Source organism: Ruminiclostridium cellobioparum DSM 1351 = ATCC 15832, from assembly GCF_000621505.1.
GTDB lineage: Bacteria > Bacillota > Clostridia > Acetivibrionales > DSM-1351 > Ruminiclostridium > Ruminiclostridium cellobioparum.
In genome coordinates, this window is sequence record NZ_JHYD01000026.1 from 123902 (window position 1) to 147730 (window position 23829).

The 23829-nt window shown below is 42.0% G+C and carries 21 protein-coding genes; 3 read left to right on the forward strand and 18 right to left on the reverse strand.

Annotated elements, in window-relative coordinates; genetic code table 11:
- Positions 1 to 3: 3 nt before the first annotated feature.
- From pflA to T344_RS0111320, 8 genes are all read right to left on the reverse strand, one after another.
- The gene (gene pflA, locus T344_RS0111285; protein WP_027628802.1) at positions 4 to 729 is read right to left on the reverse strand and encodes a pyruvate formate-lyase-activating protein; all 726 of its coding nucleotides are present in this window, start codon (positions 727 to 729) and stop codon (positions 4 to 6) included.
- 82 nt (positions 730 to 811) lie between these two features.
- Positions 812 to 3040, reverse strand: a complete 2229-nt coding sequence (gene pflB / locus T344_RS0111290) for a formate C-acetyltransferase (RefSeq protein ID WP_027628803.1) — start codon at positions 3038 to 3040, stop codon at positions 812 to 814.
- Between the two features lie 194 nt (positions 3041 to 3234).
- Positions 3235 to 3609, reverse strand: coding sequence for a hypothetical protein (locus T344_RS0111295; protein WP_027628804.1), 375 nt, complete (start codon positions 3607 to 3609; stop codon positions 3235 to 3237).
- Positions 3610 to 3915: 306 nt separating this feature from the next.
- Positions 3916 to 5238 (reverse strand): M48 family metallopeptidase, encoded by a 1323-nt coding sequence (locus tag T344_RS0111300; protein ID WP_242842061.1) that lies wholly within the window; start codon positions 5236 to 5238, stop codon positions 3916 to 3918.
- Between the two features lie 78 nt (positions 5239 to 5316).
- Entirely contained in the window at positions 5317 to 6450 is a 1134-nt protein-coding gene (gene iadA / locus T344_RS0111305) for a beta-aspartyl-peptidase (RefSeq protein WP_027628806.1), read from the reverse strand.
- A 28-nt stretch (positions 6451 to 6478) separates the two neighbouring features.
- Complete coding sequence (locus T344_RS0111310) at positions 6479 to 7201, reverse strand: amino acid ABC transporter ATP-binding protein (protein ID WP_027628807.1); 723 nt, start codon at positions 7199 to 7201, stop codon at positions 6479 to 6481.
- Positions 7194 to 7859: an amino acid ABC transporter permease gene (locus T344_RS0111315; RefSeq protein ID WP_004622743.1), complete on the reverse strand. Its 666-nt coding sequence runs from the start codon at positions 7857 to 7859 to the stop codon at positions 7194 to 7196. Before T344_RS0111315 ends, T344_RS0111310 begins: the two co-directional genes overlap by 8 nt.
- Before the next feature lie 141 nt (positions 7860 to 8000).
- A complete protein-coding gene (locus T344_RS0111320) occupies positions 8001 to 8810 on the reverse strand; it encodes an ABC transporter substrate-binding protein (RefSeq protein ID WP_027628808.1) in 810 nt (269 codons plus the stop codon).
- Between the two features lie 326 nt (positions 8811 to 9136).
- Here T344_RS0111320 and T344_RS28045 point away from each other — a divergent pair, with 326 nt between their 5' ends.
- Entirely contained in the window at positions 9137 to 10213 is a 1077-nt protein-coding gene (locus T344_RS28045; RefSeq protein ID WP_027628809.1) for a L,D-transpeptidase, read from the forward strand.
- 148 nt (positions 10214 to 10361) lie between these two features.
- Here the strand turns inward: T344_RS28045 and T344_RS0111330 are convergent, their stop codons facing one another.
- Together T344_RS0111330 and T344_RS0111335 are read right to left on the reverse strand one after the other, a co-directional pair.
- The gene (locus T344_RS0111330; RefSeq protein WP_027628810.1) at positions 10362 to 10670 is read right to left on the reverse strand and encodes a hypothetical protein; all 309 of its coding nucleotides are present in this window, start codon (positions 10668 to 10670) and stop codon (positions 10362 to 10364) included.
- 11 nt (positions 10671 to 10681) lie between these two features.
- Positions 10682 to 11218 (reverse strand): hypothetical protein, encoded by a 537-nt coding sequence (locus tag T344_RS0111335; protein WP_051571769.1) that lies wholly within the window; start codon positions 11216 to 11218, stop codon positions 10682 to 10684.
- Positions 11219 to 11650: 432 nt separating this feature from the next.
- Here T344_RS0111335 and asd point away from each other — a divergent pair, with 432 nt between their 5' ends.
- Positions 11651 to 12736: an aspartate-semialdehyde dehydrogenase gene (gene asd / locus T344_RS0111340; RefSeq protein WP_027628812.1), complete on the forward strand. Its 1086-nt coding sequence runs from the start codon at positions 11651 to 11653 to the stop codon at positions 12734 to 12736.
- Between the two features lie 268 nt (positions 12737 to 13004).
- Entirely contained in the window at positions 13005 to 15464 is a 2460-nt protein-coding gene (locus T344_RS0111345) for a hypothetical protein (RefSeq protein WP_027628813.1), read from the forward strand.
- A 150-nt stretch (positions 15465 to 15614) separates the two neighbouring features.
- Here the strand turns inward: T344_RS0111345 and T344_RS0111350 are convergent, their stop codons facing one another.
- From T344_RS0111350 to T344_RS0111390, 8 genes are all read right to left on the reverse strand, one after another.
- The gene (locus tag T344_RS0111350) at positions 15615 to 15995 is read right to left on the reverse strand and encodes a RidA family protein (protein WP_004622827.1); all 381 of its coding nucleotides are present in this window, start codon (positions 15993 to 15995) and stop codon (positions 15615 to 15617) included.
- 17 nt (positions 15996 to 16012) lie between these two features.
- A complete protein-coding gene (locus tag T344_RS0111355) occupies positions 16013 to 17311 on the reverse strand; it encodes a glutamate-5-semialdehyde dehydrogenase (RefSeq protein WP_027628814.1) in 1299 nt (432 codons plus the stop codon).
- A gap of 163 nt (positions 17312 to 17474) precedes the next feature.
- Entirely contained in the window at positions 17475 to 19028 is a 1554-nt protein-coding gene (glpK, locus tag T344_RS0111360; RefSeq protein ID WP_027628815.1) for a glycerol kinase GlpK, read from the reverse strand.
- A gap of 50 nt (positions 19029 to 19078) precedes the next feature.
- Positions 19079 to 19393 carry an AzlD domain-containing protein gene (locus tag T344_RS0111365; RefSeq protein ID WP_027628816.1) on the reverse strand — a complete coding sequence of 105 codons (315 nt, stop codon included), beginning with the start codon at positions 19391 to 19393 and terminating at the stop codon, positions 19079 to 19081.
- Between the two features lie 163 nt (positions 19394 to 19556).
- Positions 19557 to 20303, reverse strand: a complete 747-nt coding sequence (locus T344_RS0111375; protein ID WP_034861146.1) for an AzlC family ABC transporter permease — start codon at positions 20301 to 20303, stop codon at positions 19557 to 19559.
- 131 nt (positions 20304 to 20434) lie between these two features.
- Entirely contained in the window at positions 20435 to 21262 is an 828-nt protein-coding gene (locus tag T344_RS0111380) for an energy-coupling factor transporter transmembrane component T family protein (RefSeq protein ID WP_027628818.1), read from the reverse strand.
- On the reverse strand, positions 21240 to 22967 hold the full coding sequence (locus tag T344_RS0111385) for an ABC transporter ATP-binding protein (protein ID WP_027628819.1): 1728 nt from the start codon (positions 22965 to 22967) through the stop codon (positions 21240 to 21242). Before T344_RS0111385 ends, T344_RS0111380 begins: the two co-directional genes overlap by 23 nt.
- A gap of 170 nt (positions 22968 to 23137) precedes the next feature.
- Positions 23138 to 23710: an ECF-type riboflavin transporter substrate-binding protein gene (locus tag T344_RS0111390; protein ID WP_027628820.1), complete on the reverse strand. Its 573-nt coding sequence runs from the start codon at positions 23708 to 23710 to the stop codon at positions 23138 to 23140.
- Positions 23711 to 23829 lie beyond the last annotated feature (119 nt).

Here is a 23829-nt window from a genome sequence, read left to right on the forward strand (position 1 = left end):
GAACTATCCTTTCCTGCCGGTGGTCAAAATATTTTTCGCCTTCTCCACCTCTTCCTTTGAAGGTGTGGGAACCCCTTCCAGCGGGTAATCAAGACAGAGCTTTTCCCATTTTTCCTTTCCCATGGTATGGTATGGCAGCACTTCTATTTTTTCAATATTTTTAAAACTTCTGAGATAATTATAAGCCGCCATAAGGTCTTCTTCAGCGTCAGTATAACCGGGAACCAGAACATACCTGATCCACACAGGTTTGTTGATATCGGCCAGGTATTGCGTAAATTGCCTTATCCTCCCGTTTTCAACTCCTGTCAGCTCTTTGTGCTTTTCTGCATTTGCCTGCTTCAGATCCAGCAGCACCAAATCGGTGTATTCAAGCACTTCTTTTACATCCTCCAGATTAACATACCCGGAAGTGTCAACAGCTGTATGAATACCCTGCTCCCTGCATTTTTTAAACAATTCCCCGACAAATTCAGGCTGTATCAAAGGCTCCCCGCCGCTTACAGTTATCCCGCCTCCTGATGAATCGATAAAATTTCTGTACTTTTTGACTTCGCTTACAATCTCCTCCGCAGTATAAAGTTTTGCACCCTCCGAACTCCAGGCATCTCTGTTGTGGCAATATTTACAGCGTAAAGGACAGCCCTTGAGAAAAACTATAAACCTGATGCCTGGTCCGTCAACTGTGCCGAAGGTTTCAAAAGAATGGACCCTTCCTTTTATCTCCATAATATTACCCCCTTTGCCGTTACGAATACCGGGTTTGAATGGTGAAGATGTACCGCTCTCCTTCACCATTCAAGCCAACATGTTAAACATTCTCGTGAATAGTCCTGTTGATAACATCAAGCTGCTGCTCTCTTGTCAGCTTGATAAAGTTAACCGCATACCCCGATACCCTGATCGTGAGCTGCGGATATTTTTCGGGATGTTCCATGGCATCCAGCAGCATTTCTCTTTCAAAAACATTGATATTGATATGATGTCCGCCTTCCTTGAAATATGAATCAAGAAGAGCAGACAAATTGTCAATCCTTGATGTTTCATCCCTTCCCAAAGCTTTCGGAATAATAGAGAAGGTATATGAAATACCGTCCTGGGCAAACTGGTAAGGAAGCTTTGATATGGATTTGAGTACGGCAAGCGCTCCGTTTAAATCTCTGCCATGCATTGGGTTGGCACCCGGCCCGAAAGGTTCTCCGGCTTTTCTTCCATCAGGAGTATTCCCTGTTTTGGCACCGTAAACAACATTTGAGGTAATGGTGAGAATGGAAAGGGTAGGAACCGAATGCCTGTATGTCCTTTGCTTTTCAAGCTTTTCCATGAATCTCTTAACCAGCATGACAGCTATATTGTCAACACGGTCGTCATTATTTCCGAATTTTGGGTAGTCCCCCTCAATGTCGTAATCAACAGCAAGCCCTTCTTGGTTTCTTATTACCTTGACTTTGGCATACTTTATGGCACTGAGAGAATCTGCCACAACCGACAATCCGGCAATACCGCAGGCCATAGTCCTGAGTATGTCCTTATCGTGCAGGGCCATCTGAAGTCTTTCGTATGCGTATTTGTCGTGCATATAGTGAATAATGTTCAAAGTATTGATATATAGCTTAGCCACCCACGTAAGTACGGCATCGAAACGTTTCATAACATCATCGTAATCCAGGAATTCGGTTTCAACAGGAGTCAATGCCGGTCCGACCTGTACGCCTGATTTTTCATCACGGCCACCGTTTATGGCATAGAGCAGCGCTTTTGCCATATTGCAGCGGGCACCGAAGAACTGCATCTGCTTTCCGATTCTCATGGCAGATACGCAGCAGGCGATGCCATAGTCATCACCCCAGTAATATCTCATTATGTCGTCACTCTCGTACTGGATGGAGCTCGTCCTTATGGAAGTGTCGGCACAGAATTTCTTAAAGCCTTCCGGTAAATGTACCGACCATAAAACCGTCATATTTGGTTCAGGAGCGTGCCCGAGGTTGTGAAGGGTATGGAGCATTCTGAAGGAATTCTTTGTTACAAGGGTTCTGCCGTCCAGACCCATTCCTCCGATGCTTTCGGTTACCCAGGTGGGATCGCCCGAGAACAATTTTTCATATTCGGGAGTTCTCAGGAAGCGTACCATTCTGAGTTTCATAACAAAATGGTCCATTAACTCCTGGGCTTTTTGCTCTGTAAGTATTCCCTCCTCCAAATCTCTTTCAATATAAATGTCCAGGAAGGTTGACACTCTGCCCAGGCTCATAGCCGCCCCGTTTTGTTCCTTTACTGCTCCAAGGAATGCAAAGTAAAGCCATTGGAAAGCTTCCTGTGCATTTTCGGCAGGTCTCGAAATATCAAAACCGTATTGCTGAGCCATCTGTTTAAGATATTCCAATGCTTTGATCTGGCTTCTGGTTTCTTCTCTTTCCTGAATTGTCTCACCATCCATATAGTCCAGCTCAAGACTTTTCAACTGCTTTTCCTTTTCTTCAATCAGCCTGTCAACACCATACAGTGCAGTTCTTCTGTAGTCACCTATAATCCTGCCTCTGCCGTATGCATCGGGAAGTCCTGTTATAATCCCGGCCTTTTTAGCTCTCATCATCTCGGGAGTATAAGCATCATAAACGCCGTCATTATGAGTCTTTCTGTATTCAGTAAACGTCTTTACCACACTGTCATCTATTTTCTTGCCGTATGCTTCGCTGCCCTTAATTACCATTCTGATTCCGCCAAAAGGCATGATGCCTCTCTTTAGCGGTTGATCTGTCTGCAGGCCGACTATCTTCTCAAGATCTTTGTTTATATATCCCGGATCATGGGAGGTCATAGTGGAGATTATTTTTGTATCAACATCAAGAACTCCTCCGCTTTCCCTTTCCTTTGTCAGCAAGTCACTGACCTGACCCCACAGTCTGGTTGTATCCCCGGTAGGACCCTCCAGAAAAGATGAATCTCCTTCATAGGGTGTATAGTTGTTAATGATAAAATCCCTTACATCTATTTCTTCACACCAGTTGCCGCTCTTAAAATTTCTCCATGCTTCCATGAAAATCACCTCTTTGTTTAAAAATATTATTTTGGTTAATTAGTATGAATAGTATAAACAAAACTGTTATGTGTTATTTATACCACAAAAGAGTGGCCTAAACCAGAAATTTTTTCAGGGAATAATTAACAAGCCCGCATAATCCTCTGATCATGCGGGTTGTAAAAACGAAAAAAGTTTATTGTATACAAGATTTACTTGGCTTCCTTCAATTTTTCGGTGATAAATCTGTCGGCAAAGCTTTTACTGAAAGGCAATTCTATACGCGTACTGCCCGAAACTAAAACGGTTTTTGTCCTGCCATCCTTTTGTTCGGTAATAACTTTGGCCTCCTTCACACTGACAGTATGCTGCTTGCCGAATAAATCAAGGGTTGCTGTTCCGTTATTTACAGTAAAGCTTGGCAGGTTCATATATATTATCACCCCGATTGCAATTACCGCCGCCAGAACCGCCAGCTTAAGTATACTTTTCGCAACCTTTGCAATAATCAGTATTATCACAGCCACAACTATAACGGGTATTAAAAATGACGTGTCCAAAATTCCAAGTCCCTTAAGTAATTCCATAACTTTATCCCTCCAAAATTGTATTCTCTCACATAATAATCAAGAAAATTTTTCCTGTCAATACAACTTTATTTCAGCCATAAATTAACGTGTTGTGCTAGTTAATTTATGGCGCTTTTCCGGGTACTTTCCTGGTTAAAATCTGGTTATACAGACCCATGGGGAACAACTTTAACTCATGTCTGTACAATCAATTTCTTCATCTTTATTCTCATATGCTATATTTTTATTAGTACTGGTTATTTCTACTTTTCCAGCTTATAAATTAAATTAATTAGCGCAACGCATTAATATTATATAAATGATTTATTTATATTTAATATACTTCTGATATTTGAGAGGTTCTCCTTTTTCCCAGGGTCTGTACTCGTTTGCAAAATCAACTCTGAATTTGTAAGTGGGATGGTCATAGTTCCACAGCATGTATACATATCCCGGCTCAGGCATTGCCAGGCTCTGCTGATGCATTTTGACGGTTGCGGTTGCAGTAGCAAAATTATTCTTTGTCAGCTCAATTTCAAACCTGTCCGCTTCGGTTTCTATATTTCTTGAATAGGCATTTATCACCGGTGAAGTGATAAACAGCATCACATTTATCATCAGCATAATAAGGGGTAAAGCGGCAATGTCGGATAGCTTGCCAAAACCCCAGCTTCCGTTTGATTTTGCAAGAAATCTGTTTGAGAGTCTATAGACAAGGTATAACACCAGGATGCTTGAAAAGCCGCCGAAAACAATGGACTTCCACACGTGGCCCATCAAATAGTGGCCCATCTCATGGGCTACAACGCCCAGAATTTCATCCGTGTTCAAATAATTTATCGTGGTATCCCATAACACGATTCTTTTGGTGTTGAATACACCTGTCATAAAGGCATTCATCTGGTTGGTCTCTTTGCTTTTGTCCACCTGCAGCATCTGACAGTTTTCTATATCTGTTTTTGCAAGCAAATTATCAATTTTACTTGAAAGCTGAGTATCTTCAACCTGCTTATATTCATTGAAAATAGGGTCGATAACCACAGGCTGGACATAGGAGCCAATCATCAGGTATGGTATTGAAACCAACCCAAGATATAACCACCAGCGTTTTGGAGATTTCCTTATTATAAGAAAAGGCACCCATATGACTACCGCCGTTATAACCGTATTTACTGTAAAGCTTTTTATCAATTCGACCGCCCATTGTGTCAATGTCTGATTGGAAAGGCCGTACCGGTGCATTCTGAAAAAGCCTGTATATACATCCAGAGGTAAATATATAAGTGTTTCTATAAGTGAATACAATATGAAATATAATATTACCATCGACACCCAGCGCTTCGTTCTGCGCGAGGCCCAATCCCTGAGTCCTGCAGACAGTTTGGAAAAAAGAAAAAAAGCAGGTACCGCAAAGCCTAAAAACAGCCTTATCAACCAGGTCGCAGCCTTGCTTTTCTGAAAATCAAAGGCCTCCTGTGAAGGCTTTGAAACCGACACTATATCAGGAACTGCAATAGATACCTTGTCCGGATATGTATTGATTATATTTGTGTTATTGATACTTTCAGATATGATTACCGCAAAAACAAATACTGCAAAAACAGCAAGAAATATTAAAACAGATCTACGAATTTCCTTATTCAACAAACTCAACTCCCTTTAGGTTTTTTCTATCATAATTATCATACAGTTGTCCTTTTTAATTATATGATAGACTCAAAACAATTAGGAGTATTTTATACCTTTTGCAAATACAGTTTCAATATTCAGGTCCTTATCGCATATCACACAGTCGGCATCCTTGCCTGTTTCCAGACTGCCTTTCTGTTTGTGTATTTTAAGCACACCCGCTGCATTTTTAGTAACAAGGGATATTGCTGTCTCAATAGGGATTCCTTTCTCTTTTATGGCTACCTTGAGCTCATCAAAGAGGATTTTGGTGGTAACCGTATCTGAGGATATTACATTTCCCAGTCCATCAAAAACAGGTACACTGCCATATGCGTCAGAGCTCATTGTAACCCTGCCTATGTCTGCTCCGGTATCCACAAGTTTTTTCAGCGCATCATAGCTGGCAACGCAATCGGGGTCTTCCTTGCTGGGAATGAAACCTGCTGTGAGATCTATATATCCGCCCTTTTGCAGATAGCTGCAGGCCTGTTCGAACAGCATGCCGGTTCTGTTTACGTGAGTCGGGAGAAAATGGGATACAGGTATCAGCGTTTCATTCATCATCCTGAATAAATATTCCAGCCCGGTTTCACCCAGGCCCATATGGAAATGAACCAGGCCTGCCTTCCCGGATATAAGGGCACCGTTTCTCGTTTGAGCGGCTATTCTGGCTATTTCGTCAAAAGTGGGCTGGAACGCTCTGTGATCTTCCAGGCAAAGCTCTCCCACACCTATTATCTTGTCCACAAAAACAATATCCTTTTGGATGCTTCCAGTCAAAGTTACAACCGGTACCTGATAGGAACCTGTGTACATGTAAGTGGACAAGCCTCCGGCCTCCAGCTGCTTTGCCTGGGCATACAGATTTTCTACGCTTCTGGTTACACCGTCGGCACCCAGAACTCCAACAACAGTAGTAACTCCGGTTTTGAGGATTTCATCAGCCTTCGCTGACGGTGTCCTTGTAGAAAAACCGCCTTCCCCGCCTCCTCCGGCAATATGAACATGCAGATCTATAAAACCCGGAAAAATAAGCTTATTGCTGCAGTCTAAAACTTCAACGTCATCAAGTGCCGATGGGTCCATTGAGTTCTTGATTGCAGCAATTTTATCAAAGCAGAACAGTATATCCTTTTTCCCCAGAAAATCCGGTGAGTATATGGAAGCTTCCTTTAATAATGTAAACATAAACCCTCCCGGAGGATTTTATATCCTCCTAAAGTACCTTGCTCAAAAATTCCCTGGTACGTTCATGCTTCGGGTTGGAAAATATCTCTTCAGGCCTGGCTTCTTCCTTGATTTTTCCTTCATCCATAAACAATACCCTTGTGCCGACCTCACGCGCAAAACCCATTTCATGTGTAACCACTACCATGGTCATGCCCTCAGAGGCCAGCTCCTTCATGACCTCCAGAACTTCTCCCACCATTTCGGGGTCCAGGGCCGAGGTCGGTTCATCAAACAGCATGACATCGGGGGACATGGCAAGAGCACGCACGATTGCAATTCTCTGCTTCTGGCCTCCTGAAAGCTGGGCAGGATAGTTATTTGCCTTTTCTTCAAGTCCTATGCGTTTCAAAAGGGACATGGCATTTTTTTCGGCCTGTTCCGGCGTCTCACCTTTTAATTTTCTTGGACCCAAAGTGATGTTCTCAAATACGGTGAGATGCGGAAAAAGATTAAAATTCTGAAAAACCATCCCCATCTTTTGCCGCTGTTTGTTTATATCATTCCTTTTATCGGTGATATTAATACCTTCAAATATTATCTCACCATCACTGGGCTGCTCAAGCAGGTTTAAACATCTCAGGAAGGTACTTTTCCCCGAACCGCTTGGTCCGATTACTACAACTACCTCTCCTTTTTCAATCCTGGTATCTATTCCCTTTAAAACATGCAGTTTTCCGAATTTTTTATGCAGATTTTTAACATTAATCACCTGTATGCATCCTCCTTTCAGCTATTCCCAAAACTCTCGACAGTGTAAATGTCAGAATGAAATAAATCACCGCAGCTACCAGCAACGGTTCAAAAGGTCTGTAAATAGCCGACTTTACAATATCAGCACTTCTCATCAGTTCAACAATGCCTATTACCGAAAGGATTGAGGATTCCTTAATAACAACAATAAATTCATTACCCAGGGCAGGAAGGATATTTTTTATCGCCTGCGGAATTATTATATACCGCATGGATTGACCCGAGGTGAAGCCCAAAGACCTGGATGCCTCCATCTGTCCTCTGTCAACAGCCTGGATGCCGGCTCTTATTATCTCGGCAACATATGCACCACTGTTTATGGACAGTGCTATAACACCGGGTATGAATCTTGCCATTTCCAAGCCGAAAAGTTTAAAATCAGGAATTTGTATAAGATAGAAGAATATCAAAGCCTGTACCAGTATTGGCGTTCCCCTGATAAACTCTATATATGCAGAAGCTATGAATTTAAATATGCCATTGCTTGATATTTTCATCAAAGCCAGAAGAGTTCCGATAACAACACCGAATATAACTGTTAAAAAGGCTATTAATACGGTATTGACCGTACCCGTTAAAAAATAGTATGAGTAATCCGATAAAAAACTAAAATCCAAAATGGTTTCCTCCTGATAAATTCTTTCATTACAATACTATATAAAACTATCCAAAAATGCAAACAAAAATGAGGGCTGTCTTAAAGTCAGAAGAATAACGACTTTATAAAACAGCCCATCAAAGATGTTAATATATCAGTACTATTTTCCCTCAGAAGTCACATTCATTTCATTGGCTTCCTGCACGAACTTGTCAATTGATCCGTCCTTCATCAGCCTATCCAGTGATTGATCAATCAATTTCAGGAAGTCGGAATTACCCTTTTTAACGGCTATTGCCGACCCGCCGGTGTCTTCCTTAACGGTTATTTCAGATAAGGTAAGGTCATTATTATTTTTTACATATCCGTTGGCAACAGGCAATTCTACTACCAATGCATCAATTTTCTTGTTTTTCAGTTCCATAACCAGATCGGGAATTTTGCCAAGTGAAATAAGATCAGCATCCTTTATTTGCTCTTTCGCAATTTTTTCCTGAACTGTGCCGAGCTGTGCACCGACCTTTTTACCGCCGAGGTCTGCAATGCTCTTAATTTTGTCCTTATCTTCGGTTCTTACCATCACACCCTGTTTGGCTTCATAATATATCTTTGAGAAATCTACCGCTTTTCTTCTTTCTTCATCAGGATTCATACCCGCAATAACAATATCTACTTTATCGGTATTTAACGCAGCCAGAAGTCCGTCAAAGCCCATATCCACTATTTCAAGCTGTACTCCAAGATCCTTTGAAATCTCCTCGGCTATTGAGATATCTATTCCTACTATAGTATCCTTGCCATTTATCATCGTATGGTACTCATACGGAGCGTAGTCAGCACTTGTGCCTAATACAAGCTTTCCGCTCTTTTCAATTTTTTTCATTGTGGCACCGTTTCCGCAGGCAGCCACTGAGATGGCAAGTGCAGCAACCATTGCCATGCATAATATCTTCTTCATAGTTCCTTTCATTCTTTAATAACCCCCTGTAACATGTTTATGTTTATATAATCTATATGCAACATTATAAAACAGAATGCATAAAAATTCAATAATATGCATAAATATTTTGTTGAATAATGTCGCTTTTAGTATATCAAGGTATAGCGTTACCACATTAAATTAGTAAATGAGAATAATATTTTATCTCAGGAAATACTTTTTTATTACATTCTTTGCATAATTAAAGGCGTAACATAAATGTAAATCATTTTTTTCTCAAAAATGGTAATTTATATTGACCTGCATTCGTAGAATGTATATATCGACTTTATTAATTTTCAAGGGTGGGCAAAATAATGGGTAAACGAATTTTATGTATTGTTACTCTCTCTCTATCCCTTATCCTTCAGAGTTCAGCCGTGAGCTTTGCAGAAGACTATGCGGTACCGGGGGGAAATAGTTCTGAAGCAATAGTATCGGCTGCCGCTCAGGAACAGCAGAACCAGCTAAGTGAGGAGGAAATTCAAAGACAGCTGGAGCAGTTGAGAGAAGACCAGGAACAGTTGAAAAAAGATCAGGAACAATTATTTAATGATCAGTATCAGTTAAAAAACGGGCAGGAACAATTGATAAAAGACCGGGAACAGCTGAATAAGGATCAGGCGCAGCTAAAAAATGAACAGGAAAAATTAAAGAACGACCAGGAACAGTTAAAGAAAGAACGTGCGAAGCTGGAAGGTCAGGATAAACGCAAGAAGCTTAATGCCGAACTTACCAGCAATACATATTTGAAATATATTAAAGAATTGGGATACTATAAAGCCACCTCGAAAGATGAAACACTTAATATCAGAAATGCAGTATTGCTCTTCCAGAGCGACCATAACATGAGTCTTACCGGAGTATGGGACAATGCCACAAAAGATATGCTTATCAACAGGCTGGTGAGTAATGTCTTTTCTTATGCCGACAATATTACCAATGCTCCCGCAACCGGTAAATGGATTGTAGTAAATAAGACCAAAAGAACCTTAACCCTGTATGAGGGCAAAAAAGTCATAAAAAAATATCCCGTAGCCGTTGGGAATCCTCACACATTGACAAAATCCGGCAAGTTCATGATCAATAATAAAATTATAGACCCCGACTGGGGCGGAGGCGGCTTTGCAGCTCCCGTAAAGGGCGGTACTCCAGAAAATCCTCTTGGCAGCCGCTGGCTGGGTATCAATAGAACAGACGGCTCCTACGGAATCCATGGGACAAATTCCTTCTATTCAATAGGCAAATTTATCTCCCATGGATGCATCAGGATGCAGAATTACTGCGTCGAAGAACTCTTTCCCCTTGTACCCATGAAGGCACCTGTCTGGGTTGGCACCGAGGCCGAGTTGAAAGCGTGGGGTGTTACTCAGAATGCGTTTACTGCAAATTGATAAGATTATATTGATTTGTTATTGGTGTGCTACCCCTATATGGAACAACGAAAAATAAAAGTCTTATGTGGAGTGATATGCTCCCTGTCAACTAGACAGGGAGCATATCAAACTGTGTGACCTCTTAGGCTTACTTGGCTTAACATTCCTAAATATCGATTTTCTTTTCTATGATATAAGTATCACCAAGTTTAGCTTTAATAAGGCTTATAGCATGTTCTATATTTTTCAGAAATTCTTGTCTATCCGAGTCATTTTTAAACCCAATGTATTTAAACTCAGTTGAACTATCAAGGAATAGACCATCATAGATATTTTGAATTTCTACGAAAGCATCGTCTACTTCCTTATCTCCTGATAGTTCCTTGGGTAGGTCGTTGTTTATCAACTCTCCATTATCATCATAAATCCAGACAGGAAAACAACGATAATCTAAATAAATTTTTACCTTCTTCATGTACGCTCCTCCTATGGCCATGTTGTAGGGTTGGCACCAACTATAAATCCATTATCACCTACAGTTATTGCTGTATGATATGTTTCTCCTCCGAATGTTACTTCGTAGATTGGTCTACCTGTTCCCCTTCCCTGATATCCTACAACTTTTCCGTTGGTTAGTGATTCCATTACTAAGTCCTTAATTTGGTTTTGTTGAATGCCTTTTTTAGCAAAATCATCTGCATGATCAAGAATATGCTGCATTCCAGCTTTTGAACTCCCTGATTCAAGCCATACTAATTTACCATTTCCTGTTTTTGTTACTGCTAAAACATCATTAGGATTGTATTTAACACCACTACTTGCCAGTTCATCAAGTAAGCCAGCATTCTTCCGAATCAGGAGGTGTATGATGTACTCACTCGAACAGTAAAAAAGCTGTGGTGCTTTACAGACAGTTCTATTTGGAATCAACAGGTAACGTGAGGACAACTTCATAAAATAAGATGCACGGTTAAAAACAATTACACTAAATTGTCGCCGAAAGTAAAGAGGTTTTGCCGGCAAAGCAGCAGGACGCTGCTTTGAGCTTCAGATCGAGACAGGATGTCGAGTTTGAGCGACGGCAAAACCTTTTTACTTGAGGAGATACAATTTTCGTAATTGTTTTGGGTGCACTCTTATTTTATGAAGTTAGTACGGAAGTTCCAGTTGATATAAAAATTTTCACACGGGTAAACCAGAATTTAATTTAATTAGCACAACGGGTCAAGTTGAATGTCATATTCCTTCCGATGCAGTTAAATTGACAAGAATTACGCACTGTAAAACTCATTAATATGTGTTAATATTTATATTGAATTTTAAATTCCGCTATGGTAAAATACACAGTACAAGAACAAATGTCATTCAATGGCGGACAAATTTGTTGAAACTTTAAAAAAATCTATCATATTATATTTATTAATAAAAGAAAATTGGATTGGAGGCATATAAGCAATGTCAAAGTTAAAAGTGGGTATTATTGGTGGCACCGGCATGGTGGGACAGAGATTTATATCTCTTCTTGAAAACCATCCGTGGTTTGAGGTCGTTTCAATAGCGGCAAGTGCAAACTCAGCCGGAAAAACATATGAACAAGCCGCAGGCAGCAGATGGAAGCTGTCAGCTCCAATGCCTGACAGCGTTAAAAATATTGTTGTCAGGGATGCTGCTGCACATGTAAAGGAAATATGCGCGGAAGTTGATTTTGTGTTCTGTGCGGTTGATATGAAAAAAGATGAAATTAAAAGGCTTGAAGAAGAATATGCGAAAAACGAAACTCCTGTTGTTTCCAACAACTCTGCTCACAGGTGGACACCTGATGTTCCCATGCTGATTCCTGAAATAAACTCCCAGCATGTCAAGGTTATCGACAGCCAGAGAAAAAGACTGGGAACCAAAAACGGTTTTATCGCTGTCAAGCCGAATTGCTCAATTCAGAGCTATGTCCCTGCTCTGGCTCCACTTTTGAAATTCGGTATAAAAAATGTAATTGCATGTACTTATCAAGCCATATCAGGTGCAGGAAAGAATTTTTCCGATTGGCCTGAAATGCTTGATAATGTTATACCATATATTGGCGGCGAGGAAGAAAAGAGTGAACAGGAACCTTTAAAAATCTGGGGTTCGGTACAGAACGGAGAAATCGTCAAAGCTGCTTCTCCCCTCATCACAACCCAGTGCATCAGGGTTCCTGTAACAGACGGTCACCTGGCTGCAGTATTTATTTCCTTTGAAAACAAACCTTCAAAAGAAGAAATACTCGAGCTCTGGGAGAATTACAGCGGAGAACCTCAGTCATTGCAATTGCCAAGTGCCCCGAAGCAGTTTATAAAGTATTTTGAAGAAGACAACAGACCTCAGACAAAGCTTGACAGAGATATTGAAAACGGTATGGGAATCACTGCCGGCAGATTGCGTGAAGATCACTTATACGACTACAAATTTGTCTGTCTCTCCCACAATACCATCAGAGGTGCCGCCGGCGGAGCTGTCCTCATGGCTGAGTACCTGAAAGCAAAAGGCTATATTCAGGCAAAATAATGCTATTAAGAGGATTGTTAATTTGAAAAATCTGATAAATTTCTGCTTAACATTGAATTAATATGTAATTAAAATCCATAAAAATGCCGATAAAAACCTAAAGGGCTGATAGGTGAAACTATTCAGTCTCTTGGGTATTTAGTCCGGCTTTTTTTATTTTTACATATAGTGTATAATTTATTATGTTAATGTTCATCAACATACCAATGAATCCGCCCAATGTTATATATCATTATAACCGGGATCAATACACAAAAGGAGAACCAATATGAGCATAAAACCCGACTTTGCAGGTCAGTATTCATCCATTCAGGGTGAACTCTTAATATGTGAAGGCGATAGAACCTCCTCAGTTGTTTTATTACTTAAAGGTAAAATCGATGTTTTTTTATCACCTTTTGATGATATTTTTAACAATAATGAATTGCTTATATCAAGAAGCTGCCGGTTATTTACACTGGAACAGAATACCTTTCTAAGCATCAACGATGTTATAAGGAACGGACAGAATTCCTTCAGTCTGTTGGCAAGAGATGCCTGTACCCTGTATTGTTTCCCTGCAAATTCGTCAGCAGAAATAAGGAACATAATCTCTACCCAGAAGGATTATTCCGCTTACCTGGTTTCTTCTCTGGCCAACCTGATTGATTTGAGCTATAATTCCTACCAGAAGCTGCTGCCTATCTGTCATAATATTAATGCTCTAACTCAGAATTTAATGACCTATTACTGGGCCATTAAAGACAAGTTTTACTTCAGCTATGCACCTGATATGGAAATACTTAATTCATATCAGAGTATTTATGAAAACCTGAAACAGGATGGCTACAGATTTTTCCCTCTTGATCCGGATTTTGCATTTACTCATGATATGGCAGATACAATAACAGATTCGCCTGAGCTGGATACTTCAAGTATTGAATATTTTACAAGGTTATTAAACGTCCCGTTGGACAACCGCAAAACTTTCTTCAACAGTGATAGCTTTATATGTGAGTATCATATTCAAAAGGGCTCTGAAGTATTGGATACCATAATAGGCGAAATAAAGAATATCTTTTCTATATTATGTAAGAATATGGAACTTTTATATTTATCGCCAAATAATTTATTGACTACATATGGCAGAATAGCCACTGATTCAAGGGATGATAAGGAAGCTGCATTAAATATCCTGAACATTTTGACACAGGCCATCGACATTACAAGTCAATGTATAGATAAACTGCAAAATGAATTCGACAGCTTCACAAACATTGATATTAAGGAATTCTCAGACCTTATAGAAAGTGTCCGGGCAAAAACTGCTATCGGTACAAGCTCAACGAATCCTGCAGATATTGCAGCAGGTTCGGAATTGCCCTCCGAGCTGGAGAACAGCCTGGAGAAGATAATGAAGTATTGCTCCTGCCCACAGGATAAAATCGACAGCTTGAACAAGCGGTTGAGCCAGTTCAGGGCTCTCAAGGACAAAACATCTGCAGACCCTGAAATAAGGGAACTCCGTTCTTCTATTGCAAGCGATTTCTTTGTCATTTATGATGAAGCTTTCAAGAGAACCCAGACCGACAACAGCTGTCCAAAACTGATAAGCATGTTTCTAAATTTCGGATACATGGACGAACGCCTGGTTACCAAACAGCAGGCTATCGCGCTATATAGGCTGTGCGACAAGGAATACAGCTGTTCCGACTTCAACGTTTATAATACCAAAAAATGGCTTGAACTGATCTATAACAATAAGAAGGAGCCCTCAATCAACGATTTCGGTCAGGATTACTCCGATGTGTTCCGTGATATGAAGAAAAGGAAGATTGTAAGTGATGCCGATAAACCCGCTTATGACCGTGATTTCAAAGCCAAGGTCAGCTTTGAAGTCAATAACATGCTCAAGACAAACCAAAAAGTATGTCACGGCCATATGAGCAGTTACTTCCCCATACTTCACAAGGATATTATAACCCGCGATCTGGAAAAAGCCGTTGTTACACCTACCAGACTGCAGCAGGCCATAAATAATTTACTTGCAATCGATTTTTCAATATTTTACAGGGAAATCTGGTATAAGAACGACGTAAGGGGTATAGAAAAAGAACCCATAATGAAAGAGATCCGACCGGATATAATTATTGTGCCTACCTTTGGTTCCAGAGTTTCCATGTGGCAGGAAATAACGGGGAAAGCGAGAAATACGCCCGGCAGATTCATAGTTCCGGCCTTTACAGATGAAAATCTTTCTGAATTGGTGCTTAAATTAATCGGAGCCTTCCGTTGGGAACTGTGCAGAACCATGATGGGAGTGGCATGGAATGATATTACCGAGAAGTCTTTGACTTCGGAATATACCGACTACATACAGTTTTTCAAGAAGAATCACGACCTGACCGAGGACGCAAAGGAAAAAATCAAAATTCAGATACAGAAAAACAGAAATGTAATGAGGGAAATTTTTACCAGCGATTATGAAACCTGGATCAATTATGAATCCAAAGGCATACTGAGGTTAAACAAACTGGCGCGTTCAATCCTGTTCAGGTACTGCCCTCCTCCCAGGGAAATGCGCAACGCTCTGGCAAAGCAGCCGGCCTTTACCGATCTTTTGACACAGCTTAACAACTCCAGGGCCAAAACCGCCAAATCGCTGACGGGAAAATACGCCAAACTGTTTAAAAATGACCCTATAGACAGGGATATGGAACTTAATTTGATATTTTACAGGGATATGTAAATAGTGTTACCATAAACGTTATGTTACTGATTGCCTGGAGGCCTGCATTTTCACATGCAGGCCTCTTATTTTCGTCATTATTCCTTTTCCACAACAACCAGCTCAATAACTATTACGTTTAATAAATATTTATTTCCAATCCAGCTATAGCTATATTACCGCCACACACTCAATTTCAATAAGTACATCCTTGGGAAGCCTCGCTACTTCCACACAGGATCTGGCAGGAAAATCAGATGTAAAAAACTTCTTGTAAACTTCATTTATTACTGCAAAATCATTCATGTCTTTTATAAAAACAGTAGTTTTTATAACCTTATCAAGGCCTGCTCCTGCGCCTGCCAGAACTGCAGCCAGGTTCCTGATAGCCTGCTCGGCCTGTTGGGCCACTCCTCCGGCAACAACTTCTCCGCTCTTTGGATCAACAGGAATTGCGCCGGAGGTGTATACAAAGTTTCCGACTTTTACTGCCTGTGAATACGGGCCTATTGCTGCCGGCGCCTTATCGGTAGAAATAATTTCAAAGCTCATAACTAATCTCCCCTTTTTTATATATCCTGAATTTTCTTATTCAACTTAACATGTTTAAAGCTTTTTCTGTCATTGGCATAGTCATCTACGGTCTGACCGTTTCCAACAAGCATATACTTATAGCTCAACAGTCCGTCAAGTCCTACCGGACCTCTGGCATGAAGCTTGCTGGTGCTGATCCCCACTTCGGCGCCAAAGCCGTATTTAAAGCCGTCGCTGAATCTGGTTGAGGCATTCCAGAATACATTTCCAGAATCCACCAGATTCATAAACTTCAGCGCTGTCTGCCTGTTTGAAGTAACAATACTGTCGGTATGCCCGGAACCATAAGTATTAATGTGTTCGATAGCCTTATCCGCATCGGGAACAAGTTTTATTGAAATGGTGTAATCCAGATATTCTGTTGCCCAGTCGGAATCACTGGCCGCCTTTACCTGTATGATTTCCCGTGTGCCCTCGTCACCGTAGATTTCAACGTTCTTTTTATCCAATTCGGCCTTTAGCACAGGCAGAAATTTTGCTGCTGCCGCCTCATGCACAAGTAAGGTCTCAGTTGCATTACATACCGCCACATACTGGGTTTTGGAATCAACTGTTATTTTTACCGCCATATCCAGGTCGGCGTCCTTATCCACGTATACATGGCAGATTCCGTCGGCATGCCCCATTACGGGTATCCTGGAATTGTCCATGATGTAGCGGACAAACTCATTTGAACCCCTTGGAATTACCAGGTCGATATATTCATCCATTTTAAGCATTTCATTTACATCGTCACGGCTCTCCAGAAGAGTGATCCAGCCTTTGGGAAGACCTGCCCCGATGGTTGCCCCGTCAATTATGTCGGTCAGGGCTCTGTTGGTTTCCACAGCCTCTCTCCCGCCCTTGAGAAGTACGCTGTTGCCGCTCTTGAGACAAAGGGTCGATATCTGTACCAGCGCATCCGGCCTGGATTCAAATATAATACCTATCACACCTATGGGACAGGTTACCTTGTACAGTTCGAGTCCCTCATCCAGCATTGTGGAAAGCAGGGTGTTCCCCACCGGCTCCTCCAGCTTAATAAGGCTTCTGATGCCTTCCACCACATCGTTTATTTTTTTTTCATCAAACTTCAGTCTTTTTAAAAGCGGTGCCGCCAGCTTTTCCTCCTCACTTCTTCTCAAGTCAACAGCATTGGCAGCAATAAGTCTGTCTTTATGTTCAAGCAGCGCATCAGCCAATGCCGACAGTGCTTTATTTTTGGCAGTACCGTCAAGTTCGGCCATTCTTATGGAAGCTTCACTTGCCTTAATACAGACCTGCTTTATATCCATACTAACCTCCATCCCGCTGCTAAGCAGCGACACAAATAGAAATAAAAAGCCGCTTGCGCTTTTGTATTACTATAACACATTAAAATGATATAGTACACTTCCTTATGATAATTACACAAAAATTCCGCCAAATCGGAAGCTCTGTGCACACCTCTTCACTGGCCTATAAATCCCACTTCATAGAGCGCTCTACCGCATTTTTCCATTTTAAATATAACGTATCAAAATGCTCTTTATTATTTGAAGGTCTGAATATTGTATCCAGGTTCCAGCTGTCGGCTATTTCCTCTCTGGATTTCCATATGCCAACCCCAAGGCCTGCCAGATAAGCCGCCCCCAGCGCGGTTGTTTCCCTTATTACCGGCCTGAGTACGGGAATGTTCAGTATATCGGACTGGAACTGCATCAGAAATTCACTTACACTTGCTCCTCCGTCAACCTTCAGCATATTAAGTTCCATGCTTGAATCCTTCCTCATGGCTTCAAGGACATCTCTGCTCTGGTAGGCTATGGCCTCCAGTGTTGCTCTGGCTATATGCATTTTATTGGTTCCTCTTGTCAGGCCTATAATTGTACCCCTTGCATACATATCCCAATAAGGAGCACCCAGGCCCGTAAATGCCGGAACCACATACACTCCGCCGGTATCCTCCACCTGTTCGGCCATCATATCGCTCTGCTGCGCACTATCAATAATGCCCAATTCATCCCTGAGCCACTGAATTGCCGCACCTGCATTAAAAACACTGCCTTCTAACGCGTACTCAACTTCGTTGTCTATCCCCCATGCTATGGTGGTCAGCAGATTATTTTTGGATTCCACCGGAGTTTTACCGGTGTTCATGAGTATAAAACAGCCGGTGCCATATGTATTTTTTGCGTCACCGGGTTTGAAACAGGCCTGGCCGAACAGGGCCGCATGCTGGTCTCCCGCCATTCCCGAAACAGGTATCCCGGCGTCCAATATATTTTTGACAACCCTTTCCTTGTAATCCAGACTGTCATCAGTCTTTGATCCATCTGTCCTGTATTTTGTATATGCGCATATGCCGGAGGAGGGAACCACCTTTGGCAGCATGCATTCCGGAATATCAAGCACCCTGAGCATATCTTCATCCCATTGGAGCTCCTTTATATTATAGAGCATGGTCCTTGAAGCATTTGAATAATCGGTTACATGGGTCTGACCGCCCGACAGTTTCCATACCAGCCAGGAATCAATGGTTCCTGCCAGAAGTTCACCTTTTTCGGCCTTTTCCCTGGCACCTTCAACGTTATCAAGTATCCATTTGATTTTAGTTCCTGAAAAATAAGCATCTATTACAAGGCCGGTTTTTCGCTTGATATCAGCCACCAACCCGCTTATTTTCAAATTGTCGCAGATATCGGAGCTTCTCCTGCACTGCCACACGATGGCATTATAAACAGGTTTGCCGGTGGACTTTTCCCATACCACCACTGTTTCCCTCTGATTTGTTATGCCGATACAGGCAATCTGCTCCGGGCTGACAGCAGCCTCTTCAATAGCTCCTGTCATTGCCTCCAGCTGGTCATCGTATATGACAGAGGGATCATGCTCGACCCAGCCCGGCTGAGGGTATATCTGTCTCAAGGGAACGCTCTTCATACCGGCTATCTGACCTGTCAGGCTGTCGAACAGGACCGCTCTGGAACTGGTAGTTCCCTGGTCCAACGACAAAATATATCTCTTCTGCATAATGTCCTCCCATATAGATAAATTATAAATATATCACTAATAATATAATATTATACCATTCTTACCAATATCAGCTCACATACGTATACCGCTATGATGGCACAGACAGCCACCTGCAAAAGTCCTCTTTCAAAGTACGCCATGACCGAAGCAATTACAAGGCCTGCTGCTGCAGACGCCAGATGCCCCGTAGAGGTCAGTATGTCGGGAAATATCATTGCCCCCAGAACGGCATACGGCACATAGCTCAGAAAAGCCGTAAGAAAACGCGACCTTATTTTATTCTTGAAAATAGCCAGGGGCAGCACTCTGGGCAGGTAGGTGACCAGCGCCATCAGCAGTACTGCTGCCAACACCTTATCCATATAAATGCCCATGCCCAGCCTTTTGCACAAAACATAATGATAGAAATGGCATGGGCCCGGTACCTCCTTTACTCATTTTTATAATTTCTTTCAACCTTTGAGCTCCTAATCCATATTATGGCTTTAAGCCGCACAGCGGCCGCAAAATTTTGATAAATACTTCTCATTCCCGGTCTGTTTCGGCATCCTGAGGCGGAAACATTTTAGCTCCCAGAGTACAGGCTATTGCCGTGGCAATTATTATTCTCCAGCCCCCAGAAATAAACGAGAAAACAGGAATCCATTTGATAACGGTACTTATTATTATAGCGCAGCCTGCCACCACCAGCGCAGCTCTGGATTTTTTTGCAGCCGGAATTACCAGGGCAATAAACATTGCGTACAGTGCTATGCCCATCGAGTCCTGCAAAGTTTGGGGCAGCAGGGTACAAACCATTGCGCCCACTGCAGTACCGGCCGACCAGCCAATATACGGGAGCAGCTCCAGCCCTGCCATGAAGGAAAAACTTATATCCCGCTTTTGCATTGCTGCCACAGTGAAGGTTTCATCGGTAACAACAAAAGCCATTATCAGCCTTTTAATGCTGGAAACCCCTGCAACAAGCCTCTGGGAAAGTGAAAGGGACATCAGCATATACCGGATGTTTATTACAAAAGTTGTAACAGCAATTTCGGTAAGTCCTGCACCTGCTATTATCAGATTTGTTCCTGCAAACTGTCCCGCTGATGTGATATTTGTCATGGATATTAGAATTACTATCCAGACAGGAATACCACCTCTGACGGCCATCAGGCCAAAAGTAAAGGATACAGGGAAATATCCCAGAGCAATGGGAATACTGAGCCTGGATCCTTCCAAAAAATCTTTAAGGATATTGCGCTTTTTGTCCTGCACATTAACGGTAGTCATTTATGTAAAACCTCAAAATATTCAAAATAACGTTTGAAAATAATATTTGTATTATAGCACAAAGCCGCAGTTAAATCATATAAACAGCAGTGCATATACGCATACTTTCAAAAAGCTTACCCGCCTGACGGCTATGCAAATGGATTATAGAACCGGCTTCCGCCCGCAAAGGTTATGATAACTGCAATTACCGCAAGTATGACCAGGGCCGATATAACTGCAAAATCCAGCCTTTTCATTTTTCTGGCAGCATACCAGGTTCTTTTGTTTTTCTTTCCGAAGCCCCGCAATTCCATTGCATTGCTTATGGTCTCGATCCTGTCCATACTTGAAAAAAACAAAGGTATCAGCACCGCAGCCACATTTTTTATTCTCTTCAAAAGGCTTACCTTCCTCGACATGTCTATACCCCTGGCTTGCTGGGCCTGGGATACAGTGACATAGTCCCGCTGCATATCCGGTATGTAGCGCAGGGTTATGGCCACAGCATAACTTATTTTATAGCTTATACCGATCTTATTTAAAGCTGAAGCAAATTCACTGGGGTTGGTGGTCAGTATGAAAAGCAGTGCAATCGGTATTATTGTGAAATACTTCAGTGCCACATTCATCTCATAAAAAAGCTGCTGGACGGTAAGATTGTAATTTCCGAATAAATGTACAATCAGGGTTCTGCTCTGATAAATTTTCACACCCTCTTCAGGCGAAAAGATAAAGATGGCTATCAGGTTGATACAAAGGAATACCAGTATCAGCTTCAGGACAAAGGCTATATCTTCAAAATCTACTTTCGAGACCCTGAATATGACCAGGCTCACAACAAACATGAATAATAACAGCCTGGTGTCATATGTGATCATACTGGCCAGAGACCAGATCAGAAAATAAAGAAGTTTGGTGGTCCCGCTCAGTGAGTGGATGACACTTCCCTTATCGCTATAACTTAACATCCGCGCCATTTGACCGTATCCTCCTGTCATAATCAATGAAATGCTGCACAAAGGCACGTGAGTCCTTTATCCCCGTTCTCATGGCCAATTCATACAGGGAAGTCCTTTTCAGGCTTGCCTTATTTATAATTTCATCATTGGTGAGAACCAAGGCAGGTCTAGCATCTGCAATTACCCTTCCGCCCGCCAATACAACCGAACGTTCGGTATACTCCAGCAAAAGATGCATGTCGTGGGTTATCATCAATATTGTCGTACCCCTCTCACGGTTCAATTTCAGCAAAAATTCCATAAATTCGGTATAATGCCTGAAATCCTGGCCTGCAGTGGGTTCATCCAGTATTATAACCTCCGGCTTCAACACGAGGATCGAGGCTATTGTCACCCTCTTCTTTTGTCCGTAACTCAGTGCTGAAATGGGCCAGTTCCTGAACTCATACAAGCCGCAGATCTTTAAGACGTCAAAAACACAGCCGTCAATTTCCTCCTTGCTTTTGCCTCTTGTGACAAGTCCCAGGGCCACTTCATCAAAGAGCATGGGCTTTGAAAGCATATGGTTTGGATTTTGCATTACAAGCCCGATCTTCTGTGCTCTCTCTGCAATACTGTCTGTATCCAGACTCTTTCCGTTGAGTGATATGGTGCCGGCAGAAGGTTTTTCGAAGCCGCATATTATTTTTGAAAGAGTGGATTTTCCCGCTCCGTTCTGCCCCACAAGCCCCACCATTTCACCTTTATAAATGTCAAAATTAATATCCGTTAATACCGGTCTGTTTTTCTCATAGCCGAAGCTTATATTTTTCAATTCCAGAAGCTTTGAACTCTGAGGTTCATTAAGCTCCGGAATATTATTCTCATGCCATTTGACAAGCTTGTCTTTTAAATCCTCCAATACTATGGAATCAATATGCTCAGGACGAATTGAGGCCGAAATATCGCAGCCGGCATACTTCAAGGAAGTGATATATAAGGGTTCCCGGATTCCCGTTTTCTTTAGAATATCTGAGGAAAGCAGTTCGGAAGGAACCGTATCTGCAACAATCCGCCCTTCGGTCATAACTATGACCCTGTCCACATTGCAGTGAAGCACATCCTCAAGCCTGTGTTCCACTATCAGTATGGTAGCTTTTGAATCCCTGTGTATCCTGTCGATCAGCTCCATTGCATATTTTCCCGTTGCGGGGTCAAGGTTTGCCAGCGGCTCATCAAAAAGTAATATATCGACATTGTCCACAAGCACGCCTCCAAGAGACACCCTTTGCTTCTGTCCTCCAGACAGGGCCTGGGGAGAGTGGCCCATATATTGGGTCAATTCCACTATTCCGGCAGTTTCCGCCACCCGCCCCAGCATTTCGGACTGTTCCATACAATCATTTTCCAGTGAGAAAGCGATATCCTCTGCTACGGTAAGGCCCACAAACTGTCCATCGGTGTCCTGAAGAACCGTTCCTACCAGTTTGGACAGCCCGAATATGCCAAGCTCGGCCGGGTTCTGATCCTTGATCCTCAAATCCCCCTCTGTTACGCCTGCATAAGAAAAAGGCACCAGCCCATTTATGCAATTTGCCAGTGTCGATTTGCCCGAGCCGGAAGGTCCCACAATCAGAACCTTTTCACCCTCATATATTGTTAGATTTATATCTGACAGAGAAGGTAACTTTTGAACACGATATTTGAAAGAAAAATTTTTAAATTCAATTACAGCTTTTCTCATAGTTTCCTCTGTGTAAAAAAGTGGCTGTATCAAACAACCACTTTTAATGTTTAATAATTATTATTTCAGTAAACTGGTATGTATCTACTATGTATCCGCCATATTACTATGCATTTGCCATGATTTTTCCACATATCTTTCCGGACTTGCTCCTGCAGGGAGGGAATGCCTCAGGCTTCCTTCTCCAGGCTTGAGTTCTTTACACGTATTTTGGAATACGCAAACGCAAGGATGGTTCCGACAATAAGTGTTACGGCCCCGTTAACCGCAAATGCAGTCACACCCTGTGCAAAAACCTTGTCGGAGGGTTCCGCATATATCAGTATGTCAAGTACGGGTGCAACCAGTATCCACGCAACAGCATTGGCTAAAAATTGGTTGATATTAAATATGAGAGCCTGCTTGCTTCCAAAACCGCCTTCATAAATTTTCAGCTTTTTAAAGGTTAAACCAACCAGCAGTCCGTATACGGCATCAGCTATTACCCAGCTCCACCACACTCCGCCATAAAACAGCGCATCACCAAGTGTATGTGAAATCAGCCCTGTGAACAATCCTGCCACAGGCCCGAAAATAGCACCTATTATGGCGATAACTGCCGCATTGAACTGAAGTCTTGTGTTGGGAATAAAACCGACAGGAATACTGACCTGGTATATGGCAACAACCAGAGCCGCTCCTATACCTATTGCAACAATTGTTTTAATTGCCAGACCTCTTCTTCCGGTGTTTAAATTGCTCATATTAACCTCCATGAGCCGCAATAGCGGCCACAAAATAATAATGAAATTTGTTCTCTCCCTCATCCGCTATAAGGTGAATAAAGGAGGTTAATTGGCCATGTGCGCTTTCAAAGTATTGG

What these genes read in the sequence shown, in the direction of transcription:
- T344_RS0111380 (WP_027628818.1), bottom strand. Translation starts at nt 21,262, where the DNA reads ATGGCGCGGATGTTAAGTTATAGCGATAAGGGAAGTGTCATCCACTCA.
- iadA (WP_027628806.1), bottom strand. Translation starts at nt 6,450, where the DNA reads ATGTTTACATTATTAAAGGAAGCTTCCATATACTCACCGGATTTTCTG.
- T344_RS0111330 (WP_027628810.1), bottom strand. Translation starts at nt 10,670, where the DNA reads ATGAAGAAGGTAAAAATTTATTTAGATTATCGTTGTTTTCCTGTCTGG.
- T344_RS0111390 (WP_027628820.1), bottom strand. Translation starts at nt 23,710, where the DNA reads ATGAGCAATTTAAACACCGGAAGAAGAGGTCTGGCAATTAAAACAATT.
- pflA (WP_027628802.1), bottom strand. Translation starts at nt 729, where the DNA reads ATGGAGATAAAAGGAAGGGTCCATTCTTTTGAAACCTTCGGCACAGTT.
- T344_RS0111295 (WP_027628804.1), bottom strand. Translation starts at nt 3,609, where the DNA reads ATGGAATTACTTAAGGGACTTGGAATTTTGGACACGTCATTTTTAATA.
- T344_RS0111365 (WP_027628816.1), bottom strand. Translation starts at nt 19,393, where the DNA reads ATGGATAAGGTGTTGGCAGCAGTACTGCTGATGGCGCTGGTCACCTAC.
- T344_RS28045 (WP_027628809.1), top strand. Translation starts at nt 9,137, where the DNA reads ATGGGTAAACGAATTTTATGTATTGTTACTCTCTCTCTATCCCTTATC.
- glpK (WP_027628815.1), bottom strand. Translation starts at nt 19,028, where the DNA reads ATGCAGAAGAGATATATTTTGTCGTTGGACCAGGGAACTACCAGTTCC.
- asd (WP_027628812.1), top strand. Translation starts at nt 11,651, where the DNA reads ATGTCAAAGTTAAAAGTGGGTATTATTGGTGGCACCGGCATGGTGGGA.
- T344_RS0111355 (WP_027628814.1), bottom strand. Translation starts at nt 17,311, where the DNA reads ATGGATATAAAGCAGGTCTGTATTAAGGCAAGTGAAGCTTCCATAAGA.
- T344_RS0111375 (WP_034861146.1), bottom strand. Translation starts at nt 20,303, where the DNA reads ATGACTACCGTTAATGTGCAGGACAAAAAGCGCAATATCCTTAAAGAT.
- T344_RS0111345 (WP_027628813.1), top strand. Translation starts at nt 13,005, where the DNA reads ATGAGCATAAAACCCGACTTTGCAGGTCAGTATTCATCCATTCAGGGT.
- T344_RS0111320 (WP_027628808.1), bottom strand. Translation starts at nt 8,810, where the DNA reads ATGAAAGGAACTATGAAGAAGATATTATGCATGGCAATGGTTGCTGCA.
- pflB (WP_027628803.1), bottom strand. Translation starts at nt 3,040, where the DNA reads ATGGAAGCATGGAGAAATTTTAAGAGCGGCAACTGGTGTGAAGAAATA.
- T344_RS0111385 (WP_027628819.1), bottom strand. Translation starts at nt 22,967, where the DNA reads ATGAGAAAAGCTGTAATTGAATTTAAAAATTTTTCTTTCAAATATCGT.
- T344_RS0111350 (WP_004622827.1), bottom strand. Translation starts at nt 15,995, where the DNA reads ATGAGCTTTGAAATTATTTCTACCGATAAGGCGCCGGCAGCAATAGGC.